Source organism: Sorangium sp. So ce296 (genome assembly GCF_051529605.1).
Lineage (GTDB): Bacteria > Myxococcota_A > Polyangia > Polyangiales > Polyangiaceae > Sorangium > Sorangium cellulosum_D.
This window is the reverse complement of sequence record NZ_CP150325.1, coordinates 8,436,759-8,453,676: the sequence shown is the minus strand read 5'-3', so window position 1 is coordinate 8,453,676 and position 16,918 is coordinate 8,436,759. Positions and strand designations below refer to the sequence as shown.

Below are 16,918 nucleotides of genomic sequence, written 5' to 3'. Positions count from 1 at the left end.
GCTGATCCACGAGGCGAATCGGAGCAACGGGGAGCCCCCCCTGGCGTCCGGCGAGCAGCGCCTCCCCCTCCCGGCTCCTCGTGTCGCACCCACGCTGCTGCGCCGGTGCCGGCCGCCCGAACGCCGTACGCCGCGGCGCGACGCGGGGAGCGGCTGATGGACGACGACGAGCTGCTGCGCACCTTGAAGCGCATCGCGCAGCAGGACCCGCCGGGCGATCCGCGCCGGCAGAAGCTCGGCGAGGCGGCGCGCCCGGACGACGTGCAGAGCGCGCAGCGAGACGCCGCGGACGCCTCGGGGCCCGCGGACGCCGCGAAGACCGCGGGCGCCGAGGCGCCCACCTCGGGCGCAGGGCGCGAGGAGCGCCGGGCGCGGGTGCCCCTCGACGACGAGACCCGCGCCCGGCTCGCCGACGAGCTGATCGCCCAGCTGCGGGACACGCGCGGCGACGCGCCCGCGCCGCCGTCGCTGTCGCGTCCGGTGGTCGACCGGAAGTCCGGGATCCGCTTCCGGAGCCCCCACGAGTGGGACGGCGACGCGGACGAGCCGAGCGACGCGGCGGACGCGCCGCCGCTCGGCGCCGACGCCGACTCGCTCAGCGGGACGAGCTCGCCGTCCACCACGGACGCGCCCGTCTGCCGCGCGATCGGCGGCGAATCGGTGCCGCCCGGGCCCTCGGAGCCGCCCCGCGCCGCGCGCCCGAGCCCGGCGCCGGCGCCGCCAGCCCAGCGTGCGCCGGACGGGGCGGACGCCGGCGCCCTGGCGCCGCGCCCGGGGCCGCTGGTCCCCGAGCTGGTCGTCGAGCGGCGGAGCGCTCCGCGGGCGAAGCTAGGGGCGCGGGTGCGGACCGCCGTGGGCGTGGCCGGCTGGGTCGTGTCGGCGGCGCTCGTGTCGCTGCTCGCGCTGCGCCCTGCGCCGTTCGCGCCCGGCGCCGCCCCGCTCCCCGACTACACGATCGCGACGACCCTCGTCGGCGGCGCGCTGCAGGGCGATCGCGATCCGAGCACCCCGCGCCGCATCGGCCGGGGTGCCCGGATCACGATCGCGCTCTCGCCCGGCGCGCGCGTGCCGTCGCCGGTCGCCGTGAGGGCCTTTCTGGTGCAGGGCGGGAAGGCGCGCCCGTGGCCCGTCGACATCGAGCTCGACGGCAGCGGCGGCGCGCGCGTGTCGGGCACGCGCGAGACGCTCTTCGGGGACGCCGCGGCGGGCCCGTGCGAGGTCGTCTTCGTGATCGGCCAGCCCGGGTCGCCGGCGGTCGACGTCGACGACGTCGAGGCGCCGCCCGACCAGGCCGCCGTCCAGCTCGCGGGCGGCCGGCTCCTCCGGCAGCGATTGTTCCTTGACTGACCGCCACTTGGACTAAGGAGAAAGGCTGTCCTTCCCGGCGGCCCTCGCGGAGCTCGTGACCGCGCGCGCCTCGCTCGCGGACCGGCGGCGCGCGGCGCGCGGTGAACAGCGCGCGCGCGGCGCCGGCCCGAGCCGGGAGGAGCAGAGGTCAGCACGCATGAATCGACGGATGTTCAAGAGCAAGATCCACCGCGCGACCGTGACCCACGCGGATCTGCACTACGAGGGCAGCGTCACGATCGACGTGGACCTCCTGGAGGCCGCCGACATCCTGCCCTACGAGGCGGTCGACATCTGGAACGTGACGCGCGGCTCCCGGCTGACGACCTACGCGCTCGAGGGGGCGCGCGGCTCCGGCGTCGTGTGCATCAACGGCGCCGCGGCGCACCTCAATCAGCCCGGCGATCTCGTCATCATCGCCACGTTCGCGGACATGGACGACGCCGAGGCGCGGCGGCACGCGCCGCGCGTGCTCCGCGTCGACGGGCAGAACCGGCCGCTCGCCGACCAGCCGCCCGAGGCGCCGGGGCCGCTCGCGCCGGCGGCGCCGCTCGCGGGCCAGCCGGGCCCCTCGCCCGAGGCGCCGGCCCCCCGCGCGCCGAACTGAGCGCGCCGAACTGAGCGCGCCGAACTGAGCGCGCCGAACTGAGCGCGCGTCACCCGGCGTGCGGCAGCACCCGCGCCACCGGCGCGCGGGCCAGCCGGACGAAGCGCATCGAGAGCACCCCCGCGACGGCGATGAGCCCCGCGGTGAGCCCGAACCAGAGGCCGCGGACGCCGAGGTCGAGCCCGAAGGCGAGCCCGATCGACAGCGGCAGGCCGAAGCCCCAGTGGGCCACGAGGTTGGCCCAGAAGGGGAACCGCACGTCGCCCGCGCCGCGCAGCGCCCCGGCGGCGACCGCCTGGATGCCGTCGAAGAGCTGGAAGAGCGCCGCGATGCGGAGCAGCGAGACGCCGATGGCGATGACCTGCGCGTCCGGGGTGAACGCGCCGATGAGGGCGCGGGGGAACGCGGCGTACGTCGAGGCGCTCACGCACATGACGCCGGCGCCGAGCAGGAGGCCGAGCAGACCGGGGCGCAGCGGCGGCCGGCCCGCGCCGACGGCGTGCCCCACGCGGACGGCGGTCGCCCCGCCGACGCCGGCCGCGCCCATGAACGCGAAGGCGGCGAGCCCGATCGCGACCTGGTGCGCCGAGACGACGGTGGCGCCGAGCCGGCCGGCGAGCAGCGCCGTCATCCCGAACACGCCGATCTCGGCGAGCAGCTGCAGCCCGATCGGGACGCCGAGCCGGTAGATCACCGCGACCGGCACGGCGGCCGCGTCCTCCGTGGACGGCCCGCGGCGGCGCCGTGCGGACCAGAGCACGATCGACGAGAGCACGGCGGTGGCGAGGCTCGCGGCGAGCCCCGCGCCGAGCGCGCCGAGCTGCGGCAAGCCGATCGGCGGCAGGCCCACCCAGCGCAGGGCCTCGTCGCCGCGGACCATCAGGTTGCAGGCCACGAGGTTGACGAGGTTCGCAACGATCACGCCGGCGAGCGCGGGCCGCGTCGCGCCGTGGGCCTGGAGGAAGCTCTTGCTGGCGAGGAAGACGGGCCACAGGAAGATCCACAGCGCGTGGCCGAGGATGTACCGGCGCACGCCCGGGACCAGCGCGGGGTCGACGCCCATGGGGGCGAGCGCGAAGGTCGCGGCGAGCGCGGCCCCGAACGCGACGACGCTGACGAGCAGGCTCGCGCGCAGGGTCGCGCGCAGCGCCGCCCAGGCCTGCCCCGGGCGGCCGGCGCCGATCGCCTGCGACGCGAGCGGCTCGACCGCGGCCGAGACGCCGACCCCGACCGCGTTCGCCATGTGGACGATCGTCCTACCCATGGCGCAGGCGGCGAGCTCGTTGACCGAGACGCGCCCCACGATCGCCACGTCGACGAGCGACATCGCGACGAGCCCCGCCTGCGCGACCGCGATCGGCAGCGCGAGGCGCGCGAGCACGCGCAGCTCGGACCGCGCGCTGTCGGCGGCGAGCGAGGAGGAAGCGGGGTTCACGGGAGCACCGAGGGCGAAAAGGGGCGCCACCATAGCGCGCCGGCGGGGGAGCGCTCGCCGGAGGTGGGGTGAGGAGGGGAAAGATCAACGATCTCCGGCAGATGAATCGATGGGGCGGAGATGATGACGCAGGCGTTAACCGTCGCGATTTGGTGGATTTCCTTTCTCCTCTTCCCTCTTCCCTCTTCCCTCTTCCGTCTTCCGTCTCTCCTCTCCCGTCTTCCGTGCGCGTGCGCGTGCGCGTGCGCGAAATATGCGAAGAATCACGTCTGCGAGTCGCCAGGGAGACTGCAGTCGAGAGATAAGGACGGGCTCGCGAAGCTCAAAGCAAGCCGGAGGAGCGAGTACGCGCACGCGCACGCGCACGCGCACGGGAGACGAGGACGGAAGACGGAAGACGGAAGACGGAAGACGGAAGACGGAAGACGGAAGAGGAGAGTCGGAGGCAAAACGCTCGACGTCACCAGGCGAGGTGCGCCCGCCCATCGAGGTACACGCGCTCCGCCTCCGCGAGCCCCGTCGACTCGCCCTCCACGACGCGCAGGATCCCCGTCGCGGGCCCGAGCACGACATCGCGCCCCGCCTCGAAGCGCTGCGCCCGGACCAGGGCGCGGTAGGCCTTGTCGAGCAGCAGCGCCCGCTCGCGCGACGGCGCGACGAGGTACGCGAGATCGCGGTCGCCGCCGGGCGCGCCGCGCCGCACCTCCGCCTCGTCGAGCGCGCCGCCGGGGAAGAAGCGCGCGAGCATCTCCGCGTTCCCGCGGTAGTCGTCGGCGCCGCGGGCGCGGCGCAGGTAGGTCAGGACCTCCGGCTCCGCGTGGCCAGCCTGCGGCACGTCGGGCATGCCGCGCAGGTCCTGGTGCCGCCAGCCAGCCGCGCCGGGCACCTTGCGCGCCAGCGAGAAGGTGTGGTCCACCGTGACGCCCACGGCGCCGTGGCAGCCCATGCACGCGCGGTGCTCCTCCGCCGTCTGCAGGCGCAGCCGGCCCCGCTCGTCCTCGATGAACGCCTGGATCTGCCAGCCGAACGCGTTCCGAAGGCCGACCTCGGGCCCGCCGGCGTGGAACGGCGGCTGCCCCTCCGCCTTCTCCTCGGCCTCGCGCTCGTACGCGCGCGCGATCGCCCAGTCGTCCGGCGCCTCGACCTTGCGCGCATAGCGCAGCTCCTTCATCCGCGCCGACAGCAACGCCGGGCGGTCCGGATCGAGGTACCGCACCGAATGCAAGAGCTCCGCCCCGCGCGGGTAGAGCCACGCGCGAACGGGGACGCCGGCCGCCCCGCCGGCGTACCGCGCGGGCAGGCGAACGATGCGCGTCACCGCCGGCTCGAGCGCGCCGTCGCCGTCGAGATCGAAGCCGGCGAGGAGCTCGCTCACCGGCTCGACCTCCCGCCCGGCGGGCGCCTCCGCGGGCGGCGCCGCGCCCCCCACGGGAAGCGGCGACGGCGACGCGATCGCCGCCTCGAGCAGCGCGAGGTTCAGCTTGTAGACCTCGCGCGACGGCGCGCCGGAGGCGTCCTCGCGGAACGCGGCCGGCAGCCGGAGGAACACGTCGCCGGCGCTGCCGTTCGTGGGCCAGAAGCTCCCCGGGAACGGCTTGTATCGCACCGCCCGGAAGCCGCTCCCGTCGCGCGCGAAGCCCTCGTCGTCGAAGCCGGCCTCGAGGTCGAGATCCGGCACGTAACCCGGGTAATCCGGGCGCGCGGCGAGCGCCTCGCGCAGCGGCGCGTAGTTGTCCTCCCGGATGTACTCGAGGATCTCCGCGTCGCTCGTCCGGGCGGCGGACGCCGAGAGGTCCTCGAGCAGGTTGGTCCAGGGGTTCTTCCGCGCCGCGTCCGAGAAGCTGTACGCGCGCTGGAGGTCGTGATCGGCGAGCGTGTTCGGGCCTCGCCCGATCGTGTGGCACGTCCAGCAGCCGTTCGCGCCGCCGGCCGTCGCCGCGTAACACATCGGCGGGATCGACGCCTCCGGGTTGCCCGCGTGCCCCGCGCGCGCCGCCGCGGCGGCGAGCGGATCGTACCCGCCCCCGCCGCAGCGCGCGGCCGCGGCGAGGACGGCTGAGATCGCCGCGAGGGCCAGGGGCACGGACAGCGGGCGTTCGCGGCGAGCACCCACGGAGATCACTCGGGCAGGAAGGTGACCGCGATCACGCTCGACAGGGCGCCGTCGCCCTTCGGCCAGGTGCTGTAGGCGTTCTCGCCGGGGTGCTGCACGGACATGAAGATCGTGCCCATGTCGGGCGTGAACGACGGCCCGGTCGCCTCCGCGTCGCTCGGCAGGGCCACCACGCGGAACGCCTTGCCGAAGCTCGGCTGGGTCACGCCCGGCTGGCCCTCGCGGTGGGTGGGGTCGAGATCGAGGTAGTAGAACGCGTCCGCGTGCGAGGCGACCCCGAAGTTGCCGTCGGTGCCGAACCACACGCCGCCCTCGCGGTCGAGGAGCAGGTTGTCCGGGCAGGAGGCGTCGAAGTCGCCCTGCGTCTTGGCGCCGTGCCACACCTCGAAGTACCGGAACGAGACCGACGCGCCCGGGTTCGCGGGGTCGGCCTCCTCCAGGGCGAAGATCGAGCCCACGGCGTCCGCGCGCTTCGGGGACGTCGTCGCGTGCGTGGCCGGATCGTAGAGCTTGCCCCCCTGATCGAGCGCCGTCTGCCCCGTGTGGTTGGTGAACGCCACGTAGACCCGCGGCGTGCCGCTCGGATCGCGCGGGTTCCACTCGATGTCCTCGGGCCGGTTCAGCTCCATGATCCCGACCTTGTTGCTCGCCGTGAACAGCGCGCGCCACACGTCGTGGTCCGTCGCGAAGCCGCCGAGGCCGTTCCAGCTCGCGTCGCGCAGCGCGGCGCCGACGGTCCTCGTCGCGTCGCCGAGCGCGGCCGCGTTCGGCGCGACGGCGGCGCTGTCCACCGAGAGCTCGATCCACTGCCCCTCGCCGGGGGCCGCCTCGGTCGGGGCCGCGCCGGTCGCGAGCAGCGTGTTGCCGGTCGTGTTGTCGAGCCCCGCGAGGTGCGCCGCGTAGAGCTTGCCCTCGTCGAGCAGCCCGCGGATCTCCGCCCGCGTCATCCCGGCCGTGTAGCTGCCGGCCGTCACGTACTTGTAGATGCGGCCGCCGCGGCGATCGTCGGTCCCGTAGACCACGATCGGCCGGCCCGGCAGGAGCTTCCAGTCGCCGTCGACGGCGAACGTCGCGGCCTCCCAGCGGGCGCGGCCCATGAAACCGAACTTCTTGTGGCCCGTGCCCGCCGCCGTCTTGCCGTCGTACTCGTCCGCGGGCTTCCCGGGGTCGATCTCGGTGAGGTACCCGTAGTGATCGCGGGGCTGCCTGCCGTTCGGGTCCGAGATGCGCCCGAACTCCGCGCTGGTGCTCGCCTCGAAGGTCGGGCTCACCGGCGCGCCCGGGTCGAAGCCCCGGCCGGTGAGGAGCTTCTGATCGCCCGACCAGTTCGCCTCGAGATCGCCGTAGTAGTCCTGCACGTTCTCCTCGGCGGTGATCACCGTGCCCCAGGGCGTCTGCCCGCCGGCGCAATCGCCCATGATGCCGGCCACGATCCCCTCGGGGAGCGGCGCGCCCGTCAGGTCGTCCTTGCCCGGGCCCGAGAGCTCGTGCCCCGCGATCCGGCTCAGCGTCTTGCTCGTCGCGTCGTAGCGAACGGCGCGCGCGCTCCGGTCCACCGACCACGCGCCGGTCGCCGGGTCCTGCACGATCCGGAGCCAGGAGCCGCCGACCTCCTTCTTCTCCCAGCGGATGTACGTGTCGACGTCCTCCTGCGCCCAGACGTTCGCCTCGACGTCGTTGGCGAGGACGCCGAGCTTCTTCAGGTGCCGCGCCAGCGTGAGGTGCTGCCCGGTCGGCGCGGAGCTGGCCGTCGGGCTCTTTCCGGAGACGTACTCGTGGTTGACCCAGAGCCAGCCCGCGCTGCCGGAGCCGTTCCATTGCGGCGCGTTGCCCGCGGCGGCGGACCACCCCTCGCCGAAGAAGGCGGTGTAATCGTTGTTGGCGCCGAACCGCGGCGCGTCCGGCGCGGTGCTGAAGGTCAGCGGATCGAGCCAGGTCACCACGATGTCCGAGCGCACCCCGGCGAGCGTCCGGATGGTGTCGGTCGCGGCCGCGTGGAGCGGGAACTGCTCGCCCGCGGGCAAGGCGCCGGCGGCGAACATCTCCACGCGCTCCTTCACGTAGCCCGCGATGCTCGCGGCGCTGGTCCACGGGACCGCGTCCTCGCCGTCCTCGCCCTTGGGCCCGGGAGGCCCGTCCTGGCCCGGCGCCCCGTCCTCGCCGTCCTCCCCGTCCTGACCCGGCGCCCCGTCCTGGCCCGGCGCCCCGTCCTGACCCGGCGCCCCGTCCTCGCCGTCCTGCCCGTCCTCGCCGTCCTGGCCCGGCGCGCCGTCTTCGCCGTCCTGCCCGTCCTTGCCATCCAGCCCCGGCGCGCCGTCCTTGCCGGGCGGGCCCTGCTTCCCATCCTCACCGCAACCGCCTGCGCTCGCGGCAAGGCCGCTCGCGAGCACCAGAAGCAACGCTGTCCTCAGGGTCCGCCTCGTCATCATCGCATCTTCTCCGCCGGGGATTTGGCGGAGACGATGCCTGCCCACCGTGGCGCCCCGATGCGACGATGGCGACGAGTTCTTGTCAGCGCTCGCGCGGATCGCGGGGCGCGGCGGCGTGCGCTCCGCCGCGCGGCGCTAAAAGCGCGAGATCACGGCGGGCATGGGGGGCGAGCTCACCGTCGGAGGCGCCGCGCGCCTCGTCGGCGCGGCGCTACTCGTCGGCGCGGCGCTACTCGTCGTCGTCGTCGGGCACGACGACGTCTTGATCGAAGCGCGCGCGCGCCTCGAGCAGCTCCTTGTCGGAGATCCAGGTGCGCTCGCAGCCCTGGAGCGGCGCGACCTGGTAGACGTCCTTGCGCTGCTCACCGTGCCCGTCGTCAAGGACCCGGACTACCTCGTGGTGGAGGCCGCAGGAGGGGCAGAGCGCTCGCATGAGGGGTCACTATAGTGCGGCCGCGCTGGGTGCAAGACCCTCCCCCGGCGCGCCCGTGGACGGGCGGCGGGGGAGGTCAGCGCGGGGGGAGAGGGGGCGCGGAGGGCGCGGGAGGACGGGACGCCCGGCTCAGGCCGTGGCGTTGGCGCGGACGGCGGCGGTCTTCTCGGCGTCCGACTTGATGCGCATCCCGTAGAAGGAGCGGTACACGAACACCATCGAGAGCACGAAGAAGATGGCCGCGAGCACGAGGCTCGTCGTGCGGTCGATCTCGATCGCCAGCTCGACCGCGAGGAGGCCGAACAGGGTCGTGAACTTGATGATGGGGTTCATCGCGACCGACGAGGTGTCCTTGAAGGGGTCGCCCACGGTGTCGCCGACGACCGTCGCCGCGTGGAGCGGCGTGCCCTTCTCCTTGAGCTCCACCTCGACGAGCTTCTTCGCGTTGTCCCAGGCGCCGCCGGCGTTCGCCATGAAGATCGCCTGGTAGAGCCCGAAGAGCGCGATGCTGATGAGGTAGCCGATGAAGAAGAACGGCTCGAGGCAGGCGAAGGCGAGCGTCGAGAAGAAGACGCCGAGGAAGATGTTGAACATCCCCCGCTGCGCGTACTGCGTGCAGATCTCGACGACCTTCTTGCTGTCGGTGATCGAGGCCTTCTCCACGCCCTCGAGGCGGATGTTCGCCTTGATGAACTCGACCGCGCGGTAGGCGCCCGTCGAGACCGCCTGGGTCGACGCGCCGGTGAACCAGTAGATGACCGCGCCGCCCGTCACGAGGCCGAGCAGGAACGGCGGGTGGAGCAGCGAGAGCTTGTCCACGTTCGTCGTCAGCTTGTTCGTGAGCACGACGATGATCGAGAAAATCAGCGTCGTCGCGCCGACGACCGCCGTGCCGATGAGCACCGGCTTGGCCGTCGCCTTGAACGTGTTGCCCGCGCCGTCGTTCTCCTCGAGGTAGTGCTTGGCCTTGTCGAAGTTCGGGGTGAAGCCGAAGTCCTTCTTCAGCTCGGCCTCGACGTTCGGGACGTTCTCGATGAGCGAGAGCTCGTAGACCGACTGCGCGTTGTCGGTCACCGGGCCGTAGGAGTCGACCGCGATGGTCACCGGGCCCATGCCGAGGAAGCCGAACGCCACGAGGCCGAAGGCGAAGACGCTCTCGGCGATCATGAGCCGATCGAGGCCCTGGGCCGAGAAGAAGTACGAGACGCCCATCAGCACGACAAGGACGATGCCCATCCAGTACGCGCTGAAGTTGCCGGCGGTCAGGCCCGACAGCACGTTCAGCGAGGCGCCGCCCTCGCGCGACGCGGTCACGACCTCGCGGACGTGGCGCGACTCGGTCGAGGTGAAGATCTTGATCATCTCCGGGATGATGGCGCCCGCCAGGGTGCCGCAGGTGATGATCGTCGACAGCTTCCACCAGAGCGTGGTGTCGCCGCCGAGGTTCGGGATCATGAACGCCGAGACGGCGTAGGTGAGCGCGACCGACACGATCGAGGTCAGCCAGACGAGGCGCGTCAGCGGGGCCTCGAAGTTCATCTTGTCGGCCTCGGCGTAGGACGCCTTCGCGATCGCCTCGTTGAGGAGGTACGAGCCGATGCTCGCGAGGACCATCACGATGCGCATCACGAAGATCCAGACGAGCAGCTGGACCTGGACGGCCGTGTCGGGGACGGCGAGGAGGATGAACGAGATGAGCGCGACGCCGGTCACGCCGTAGGTCTCGAAGCCGTCCGCGCTCGGGCCGACCGAGTCGCCGGCGTTGTCGCCGGTGCAGTCGGCGATGACGCCCGGGTTGCGCGCGTCGTCTTCCTTGATGTTGAAGACGATCTTCATGAGGTCGGAGCCGATGTCGGCGATCTTCGTGAAGATGCCGCCCGCGATGCGGAGCGCGGAGGCGCCGAGCGACTCGCCGATGGCGAAGCCGATGAAGCACGGGCCGGCGTAGTCGCCGGGGATGAAGAGCAGGATCACCAGCATGAGCATGAGCTCGGTGCTGATGAGGACCGCGCCGATGCTCATGCCCGCCTTGAGCGGGATGGCGTACGTCGGGAACGGCTTGCCCTTGAGGCTCGCGAACGCGGCGCGCGAGTTGGCGAACGTGTTGATGCGCATGCCGAACCACGCGACGCCGCAGCTGCCGGCGATGCCGACCAGGCTGCTCAGCAGGATGACCACGACCTTCGTGGCCTCCATGTGCCGCAGCACCCCGAAGTAGAGGACCATGACCGCGCCGATCAGGATCTCGAGGACCAGGATGAACTTGAACTGCGTGACGAGGTACGTCTTGCAGGTCTCGTAGATGAGCTCCGAGATCTCCCGCATCGCGCGGTGCACGGGGAGCTTGTTCAGCTGCGAGAAGATGACGATCCCGAACACGAACCCGAGCGCGCAGACGCCGATGCCGCCGAAGAGGAGCGTGCGGCCGTCGATGCCGCCGAAAGACTGGGTGCCTAGGTCGGGGAGGACCAGATCGGATTCACTTGCGCTGGCGAGCCCGCCGCTGAGCAGCAGGGCGAGCGCAGCGAGCCCGGCCAGCAGCGGTGCGAGCCAGGCCTTTTGAGACCGGATGACGTTCATGGACGGTGTGCCTCCATCGCAAAATCCGAGGCAGAGGACGGCGCTATCGCCGCCCGCAGCTTCGTGGTTCCGAGGGGTTGGCCGCCTGCGTAAAGGGGAAGGACCGGCGCGCTGCCGGAGGGATCTTGCTCTAACGCCGACGCTTCAGCACAGCCTCGTCCCTCAGCGGCCGGTGGTGGCGGGGCGCCCAGAGAGTTTCCTCGCAAGCCCCCCGCCTCGACCGGGAACGCCGAGGCGCGCGCTAGCTACCATGTGTGGCAGACGCCGTCGAGAGGGTGCGATGCGCGCGCACGACGAGAGCGCCTGTCAGCGCCGCGATGTCAGGAGATCACGTAGGGAGATTACGTAGGAGGATGGCGCGGAGCGCGGGGAGATCGCGTAGGAGGATGGAGCGGAGCGCGCATTGGCGCGCTCCTTCACCGATTGTCGCGTTCAGCCCTGTTCAGTTGCGCTCGGTCGCGTTGTTCAGCCTCCGGTCCGAGCCGGAGAGCCGCTGATCCGAGCCGGAGTCCGCGTTGGGGCTGGCGTGGGAGGTGAGGAGCTCGGCCACGAGGTCCCGGCATTCCGGCTTGTTGCGGAGGTGGCTGAGGAGCAGGTTCGAGGCCTCGCTGAACGACTTCTCGTAGGCGAGCCCCTCGCGCGTGCGCGCCGCGACGCGCTCGCGCCCCTGCGCGAGATCCTCCTCGAGCGCCTCGGCGTAGCGGGCGAGCTGGGCGCGGAGCTCGTCGATCTGGCGGCGCAGGTCGCGCGCGTTCGCCTCGCGCGCGTTCTTCTTGTGCTCGTAGCGCCCGAGCTGCTCGCGCTTCGCCTGCGCGGTCGCGCCGGCGGCGCCCGCGCGCTCGTAGACGAGCGGATCGTGGTTGCCCTGGCGGGCCGCCGCGTCCGCGAGCTGGCGGGCGGAGAGCGCGAGCTTCTCGGCGGCGGCGAGCTCGACGCGGACCTTCTCGACGTCCTCGCCGTCGGCCATCGCCTCGCGCATCACGCGCGACTCCTCGTGCGCGAGCTCCTCGACCTTGCGGCCGATCTCGGCGCGCAGCGCGCGGCCGCGGCGCTCGAGCGCCTCGAGCTTGCGGGTGAGGCTCGCCACCTCGCCCTCGAGCTTGTTGGCGCGCGCGGCGAGGTCCCAGGCCTGCGCGAGGCCGTTCTGGACCTCCTGCGGCACCTGCCCGGACGGGTAGGCGCGAGAGACCATGCGCGAGAAGAGGGCCGCGCGGCTCGCCCACTCGATGACGCCGGCGCTCTGCGGCGGCGGCGGCGGCGGGGGCACCGGGACGCCGTCGCCGCCCTCGACCTCCCACGCGTGGGCCGGGAGCCCGCGCTGGAGCGCCTTCAGCTCCTCCTGGAGGTGGTGGGCGTCGCGGTAGCGCTTGCGGATGTCCTTCTCGAGCAGGCGCAGCACGATCGCCTCGCCCTGCGAATGCGCGTCGGGGCGGATCGAGCGGGGGCGCGGCGGCGCGTGGGTCCGCTGCATCTCCAGCAGGGTGTCGCGGTCGTTCGCGCGGAAGGGGAGCTGCCCGGTGAGCATCTCGAAGAAGAGCACGCCGAGCGCGTAGAGGTCCGACTGCGCCGTCGCCTCCTCGCCGCGGGCCTGCTCGGGCGACATGTACTCGGGCGTCCCGAACACCGCGCCCTTCGGGGCGAGGCGCGGGTCGCGCGCGATGGCGGCGAGGCCGAAGTCGAGGATCTTGACGAAGTCCTTCCGGCCGCCGCGGTGGGTGAGCAGGATGTTGTCGCTCTTGAGATCGCGGTGCACGACGCCGAGGTCGTGGGCGCGCGCGAGCGCGGCGCACATCTGCTCGAGGATGTCCACCGACCGCGCGATCGGCATCGGGCCGCGCGCGAGCTCCGCCGAGAGCGGCGTGCCGACGAGGTACTCCATGACGAGGTAGAGCTCGCCCTCCTCGGTCTCGCCGATGTCGTGGATATCGATGATGTGGGCGTGATCAACGCGGTTTGCGGCGCGCGCCTCGCGCAGCATCCACGCGCGGAGGTGGGTCTCTCCGCGGAGATCGGGCCGGATGAGCTTCAGGGCGACGACCCGGTCGATCAGCACGTGACGGGCGCGGTAAACGACGCCCATGCCGCCTTCGCCAAGCCGTGCCTCGAGCCGGTACCGGCCGGCCACGACCTTACCGATCAACGGATCGGTGCTCGAAGCCTTGGGACCTGCCGGTCGCTGAATCGCGCGCTCCATGGTGCCTTCGTTTCTCCTCAGCGCTCCCCGGAGAGCCGTTCGCGTCTCTCAGGGGCCTTATTGCGCTGTGCGGTGAGTCGGATCGCTCGCTGAACGTATCCGGTTTGAAACAGCCGGTCTACGGGGCCGCGGTCGGGTGCGGAGGAATCTGGAGCGCGCTCCGCGTGGAGGTGGGGTGGGAGACCGGCGCCGATTGCGCGCTGGTTCAAGCCTCCGCTGTCCGCGGAGCGGGGCGCGCCTCCGCCGTCCGCGGGGCCGGGCCGCCGTCGGAAGACGGCCGTGCAGGCGGGGGCGCATCGCCTTGCGGGCGGGCGCTCCCCGGGCGAGGATCGAGGGGCAGGCGACAGACGAAGCGCGCCCCGGCGGGCGCGCCGCAGCGCAGATCTCCAGCGCGGCCGTCCGCGGGGGCGAGGGCGAGCGTGCCGCCGTGCCGCCGGACGATGTCCGTCGAGATGGAGAGCCCGAGGCCGGTCCCCTGCCCTCGCGGCTTCGTGGTGAAGAACGGATCGAAGATGCGCTGCGCGAGGTCGGGCGGCACGCCTGGGCCGCTGTCGGAGATGGCGACGGCCGCCATGTCCTCGTCGATCCAGGTCTCGACGCAGATCACCGGCGCGCCGGGCGGGCCCTTCGCCGCGCCGCCGGCGCCCTCCGCCTCCGCCGCGCCGGCCGGCGCGACCGGCGCGGCCGGCGCGACCGGCGCGGCGCTCGCCTCCTCCAGCGCCTGGATGGCGTTGACGAGGAGGTTCATGAAGACCTGGTTGATCTCTCCGCTCCGGCAGGTGACGGGCGGCAGCTCGCCGTAGCGCCGGACCACCTCGATGCGCGCCTGGCGGAGCCGCGGGCCGAGCAGGAGCAGCGTCTCCTCGAGCCCGGCGTGCAGGTCGACGGGCAGCGCCTCGCCGGAGACGCGCGAGAAGCTCTTCAGGTTGGTGACGATGCGGACGCTGCGCTCGACCGCGCGGTGGACGAGGGTGGAGATGCCGACGAGGTCGTCGAGCGCCGCCTCGGTCTGGAGCTGCTCGCGGAGCGCCTCGAGGGCGCGGCGGCGGTCGTCCGGGAGCTCGCGCTCGGCGGCGCGGTAGGCGTCGAGGACGGCGCGGAGCTCCGCGGCGAGCTCCTCGATCGGCTGGGCGGCGCCGGCGATGGCGTTCAGGGGGTTATAGATCTCGTGCGCGACGCCGGCGACGAGCTCGCCGATGGAGGCGAGCCGCTCGCCCTGGATGAGCGCGGCCTGCGTCCGCTTCAGCTCGGAGAGGGCGCGCGTGAGCTCCGCGGTGCGCGCGGCGACGTTCTCCTCGAGGCCGGCGCGCTCGCCCTCGAGCTCGGCGATCGTTCGGGACAGCGCCTGCCGCATGCGCTCGACGCTCTCGCCGAGGCCCACGACCTCCTTCGGCCCGGACAGCCGCGGCACGGCGGCGCCGAGCTCGCCGCGCGCGACCTCGTCGGCGGCGCGGGCGAGCTGCGCCATCGGCCGCGAGAGCTCGCGCGCCGCCCGCGCGACGACGCCGAGGGCGGCGAGCACGAGGAGGGAGAACGAGGCGAAGAGCGCGGTGATCGCGTTGAAATCCTCGTTGAACGACGAGCGGGTCGCGAGCGCGCGGTAGAGGCCGATGGAGGAGAAGAGCGAGAGGAGCCCGGTGAACAGGAGCGGCAGCCCGAAGTCGCGGAGCATGCGCCGCCGGAGGGGCGTCGGGGGCGCGCCGCCGCGCTCGGGGGCGCCGGTCCACGCGCGCAGGAGGTCGACGGCCCGCGCGACGGAGTCCCTGTGCCACGCGCGCTGGTAGAACGAGACGCCGAAGGCGAAGAGCGCGCCGAAGCCGAGCTGCATGAGCGCGTCGGCGGCGCTGAAGGGGGCGCCGGGGCGGAAGGTGGCGCCGGGGCGCACGTAGGCGATGCCGATCGCGGTGCACCCGAGCCAGAGCGCGAAGTTCAGGGAGGCGAGGACGTCGGGGAGCCGCTCGGCGCGGGCGAGGCCGCGGGCGAGCAGGGCGCGGTCGCCGGACGGGCCGGCGCGGAGGGCGGCGACGATCGCGCCCGTGGCGGGGCGCACGGCGAGGGTGAAGCCGAGGGTGCCGGAGAGCGCGAGGAGGGGGACGACCTCGAACCACGCCTGGAACACGACCTGGCTCTGGGTGCGGAGGAACGCGACGCAGAAGAGCAGCATGACGTGGCCGCCGACGATGCCGGCGGCCGTCGCGGACTCGGCGAGGCGCGGCCGGAGCGCCGCGGCGAGGGCGCGCGCGGAGGCGGCCTCGGAGGCGCCGCCGTCGGCCGCGTCGGCGCGGAGCAGGCTGCGGTAGATGGCGAGGCGCATGCCGCCGGCCATGACGCCGAAGGCGACGGCGGTGACCAGGAGGCCGAGCCACGACGGCGGCGTCGCTTGGCCGATCCCGAGCGGTCCGGGCCAGGAGGCGGGCGCCGCGGGGGCGCCGCGGAGGGCGAGCGGCGAGACGGCGAGCGGCCACGAGAGGGTGCGGATCGCCGCGGCGATGGCGAAGCCGCGGTCGCCGCGGCGGGCGAGCAGGCCCGAGAGCGCGGCGGAGAGGGCCATCGAGGCGAGCAGGAGGATCGCCGGCCACGGCGTGGTGAGGGCCGCGGGGACGACGGCGGAGAGGAACAGGAGGGCCGAGAACAGCTCCCAGCCGGTCGCGACGAGCTCGGCGCGGGCGCGCGGGGCGCGCGGCGCGCGGAGCTTGGGGGGCGGCGGGGTGCTCACGGGGCCGGCGGCATGGAAGCCCAGGGCGCGCGGCTTCGCAACGGCGGCCGGCGGCGCGGGCGCGGCGCCGGCGGAGGATCGTGGGTGCTGGCGCTTGACTCTCCAGCCGCTGGAGACCTCAGGGTGGGGTCGTGGCGAAGGAGCGGCTCACCATCGGCGCGCTGTCGCGCCGGACGGGGATTCCGGTGAAGACGCTCCGCTTCTACTCCGACGAGGGGCTCCTGCCGCCGTCGGCGCGGACGCGGAGCGGTTACCGGCTCTATGCCGAGCGCGACGTCGTCCGGCTCGATCTGATCCGCACCCTGCGCGAGGCGGGGCTGGGGCTGCAGGCGATCCGGGCGGTGCTCTCCCGCGACATGTCGCTGGGCGACGCGCTCCGGCTGCGCCTCACCGCGGTGGAGGCGCAGATGGCGGCCTTGCGCCGCGTGGCCGCCGCGCTCCGCGCCGCGCTGCGCTCGGAGCCCACCGAGCAGGAAATCGGGAGGTTATGCGCCGTGACTCGGTTATCGCATGAGCAGAGAAGGGCCACCGTCGAGCGCTTCTTCGCGCGCGTGTCGGACGGGATTGCCATCGACGAGCAGTGGGTGCGCGGGATGATCGAGGCGAGCACGCCGGAGCTGCCGGACGAGCCCACGCCCGCGCAGCTCGACGCGTGGATAGAGCTCTCCGGGATCCTGTCGGATCCGACGTTCGTCGAGGGCATGCGCGCGGCGGCCGCGAGCACGTGGGACGGGGGCTTCGATCTCGCGGCCTACAAGCGGGCGAACGACGAGGCGGCCCGGGCCGCGCGCGACGCCAGCGCTCGCGGCGTCGCGCCGTCGTCCGCCGCGGCGGCGCCGATCGTCGAGGCCTTCGTCTCGGGGCTCGCCGCGGCGGCCGGCAAGCCGGCGGACGGGGCGTTCCGCGCCTCGCTGCTCGACCGGTACCGCAGGCACGACCCGCGCGCGTCGCGGTACTGGGAGCTCGTCGCGATCATGAACGGACAGCCCGCCCAGGCGGGGCGGGCGCCGGAGTGGGACTGGCTGACGGAGGCGATGAAGCACCACCTCGCGGCGCCGTGACGT

At 73.4% G+C, this 16,918-nt stretch carries 10 protein-coding genes; 3 read left to right on the top strand and 7 right to left on the bottom strand.

The genetic code is table 11. The annotated features are described in order from the left end of the window. Positions 1 to 156: 156 nt before the first annotated feature. The gene (locus WME98_RS31185; protein WP_437945353.1) at positions 157 to 1,347 is read left to right on the top strand and encodes a hypothetical protein; all 1,191 of its coding nucleotides are present in this window, start codon (positions 157 to 159) and stop codon (positions 1,345 to 1,347) included. A gap of 157 nt (positions 1,348 to 1,504) precedes the next feature. Continuing rightward, positions 1,505 to 1,954 (top strand): aspartate 1-decarboxylase, encoded by a 450-nt coding sequence (gene panD, locus WME98_RS31180; protein WP_437336433.1) that lies wholly within the window; start codon positions 1,505 to 1,507, stop codon positions 1,952 to 1,954. A gap of 49 nt (positions 1,955 to 2,003) precedes the next feature. Here the strand turns inward: panD and WME98_RS31175 are convergent, their stop codons facing one another. The 7 genes from WME98_RS31175 to WME98_RS31145 form a co-directional block, all read right to left on the bottom strand. Beyond that, on the bottom strand, positions 2,004 to 3,389 hold the full coding sequence (locus WME98_RS31175) for an MATE family efflux transporter (RefSeq protein ID WP_437945352.1): 1,386 nt from the start codon (positions 3,387 to 3,389) through the stop codon (positions 2,004 to 2,006). A gap of 460 nt (positions 3,390 to 3,849) precedes the next feature. Then, on the bottom strand, positions 3,850 to 5,472 hold the full coding sequence (locus WME98_RS31170) for a hypothetical protein (RefSeq protein ID WP_437945351.1): 1,623 nt from the start codon (positions 5,470 to 5,472) through the stop codon (positions 3,850 to 3,852). Between the two features lie 35 nt (positions 5,473 to 5,507). Continuing rightward, a complete protein-coding gene (locus WME98_RS31165) occupies positions 5,508 to 7,931 on the bottom strand; it encodes an alkaline phosphatase PhoX (RefSeq protein WP_437945350.1) in 2,424 nt (807 codons plus the stop codon). A gap of 229 nt (positions 7,932 to 8,160) precedes the next feature. After that, entirely contained in the window at positions 8,161 to 8,364 is a 204-nt protein-coding gene (locus tag WME98_RS31160; RefSeq protein ID WP_061626777.1) for a hypothetical protein, read from the bottom strand. 129 nt (positions 8,365 to 8,493) lie between these two features. Continuing rightward, a complete protein-coding gene (locus WME98_RS31155) occupies positions 8,494 to 10,944 on the bottom strand; it encodes a sodium-translocating pyrophosphatase (protein ID WP_437945349.1) in 2,451 nt (816 codons plus the stop codon). A gap of 442 nt (positions 10,945 to 11,386) precedes the next feature. Further along, the gene (locus tag WME98_RS31150; protein ID WP_080682014.1) at positions 11,387 to 13,138 is read right to left on the bottom strand and encodes a serine/threonine-protein kinase; all 1,752 of its coding nucleotides are present in this window, start codon (positions 13,136 to 13,138) and stop codon (positions 11,387 to 11,389) included. A gap of 205 nt (positions 13,139 to 13,343) precedes the next feature. After that, positions 13,344 to 15,854 (bottom strand): ATP-binding protein, encoded by a 2,511-nt coding sequence (locus tag WME98_RS31145; RefSeq protein WP_437945348.1) that lies wholly within the window; start codon positions 15,852 to 15,854, stop codon positions 13,344 to 13,346. 131 nt (positions 15,855 to 15,985) lie between these two features. On the opposite strand from WME98_RS31145, the gene WME98_RS31140 reads away from it, so the two are divergent. Next, positions 15,986 to 16,915, top strand: coding sequence for a MerR family transcriptional regulator (locus WME98_RS31140; RefSeq protein ID WP_437945347.1), 930 nt, complete (start codon positions 15,986 to 15,988; stop codon positions 16,913 to 16,915). The last annotated feature ends 3 nt before the right edge of the window (positions 16,916 to 16,918 follow it).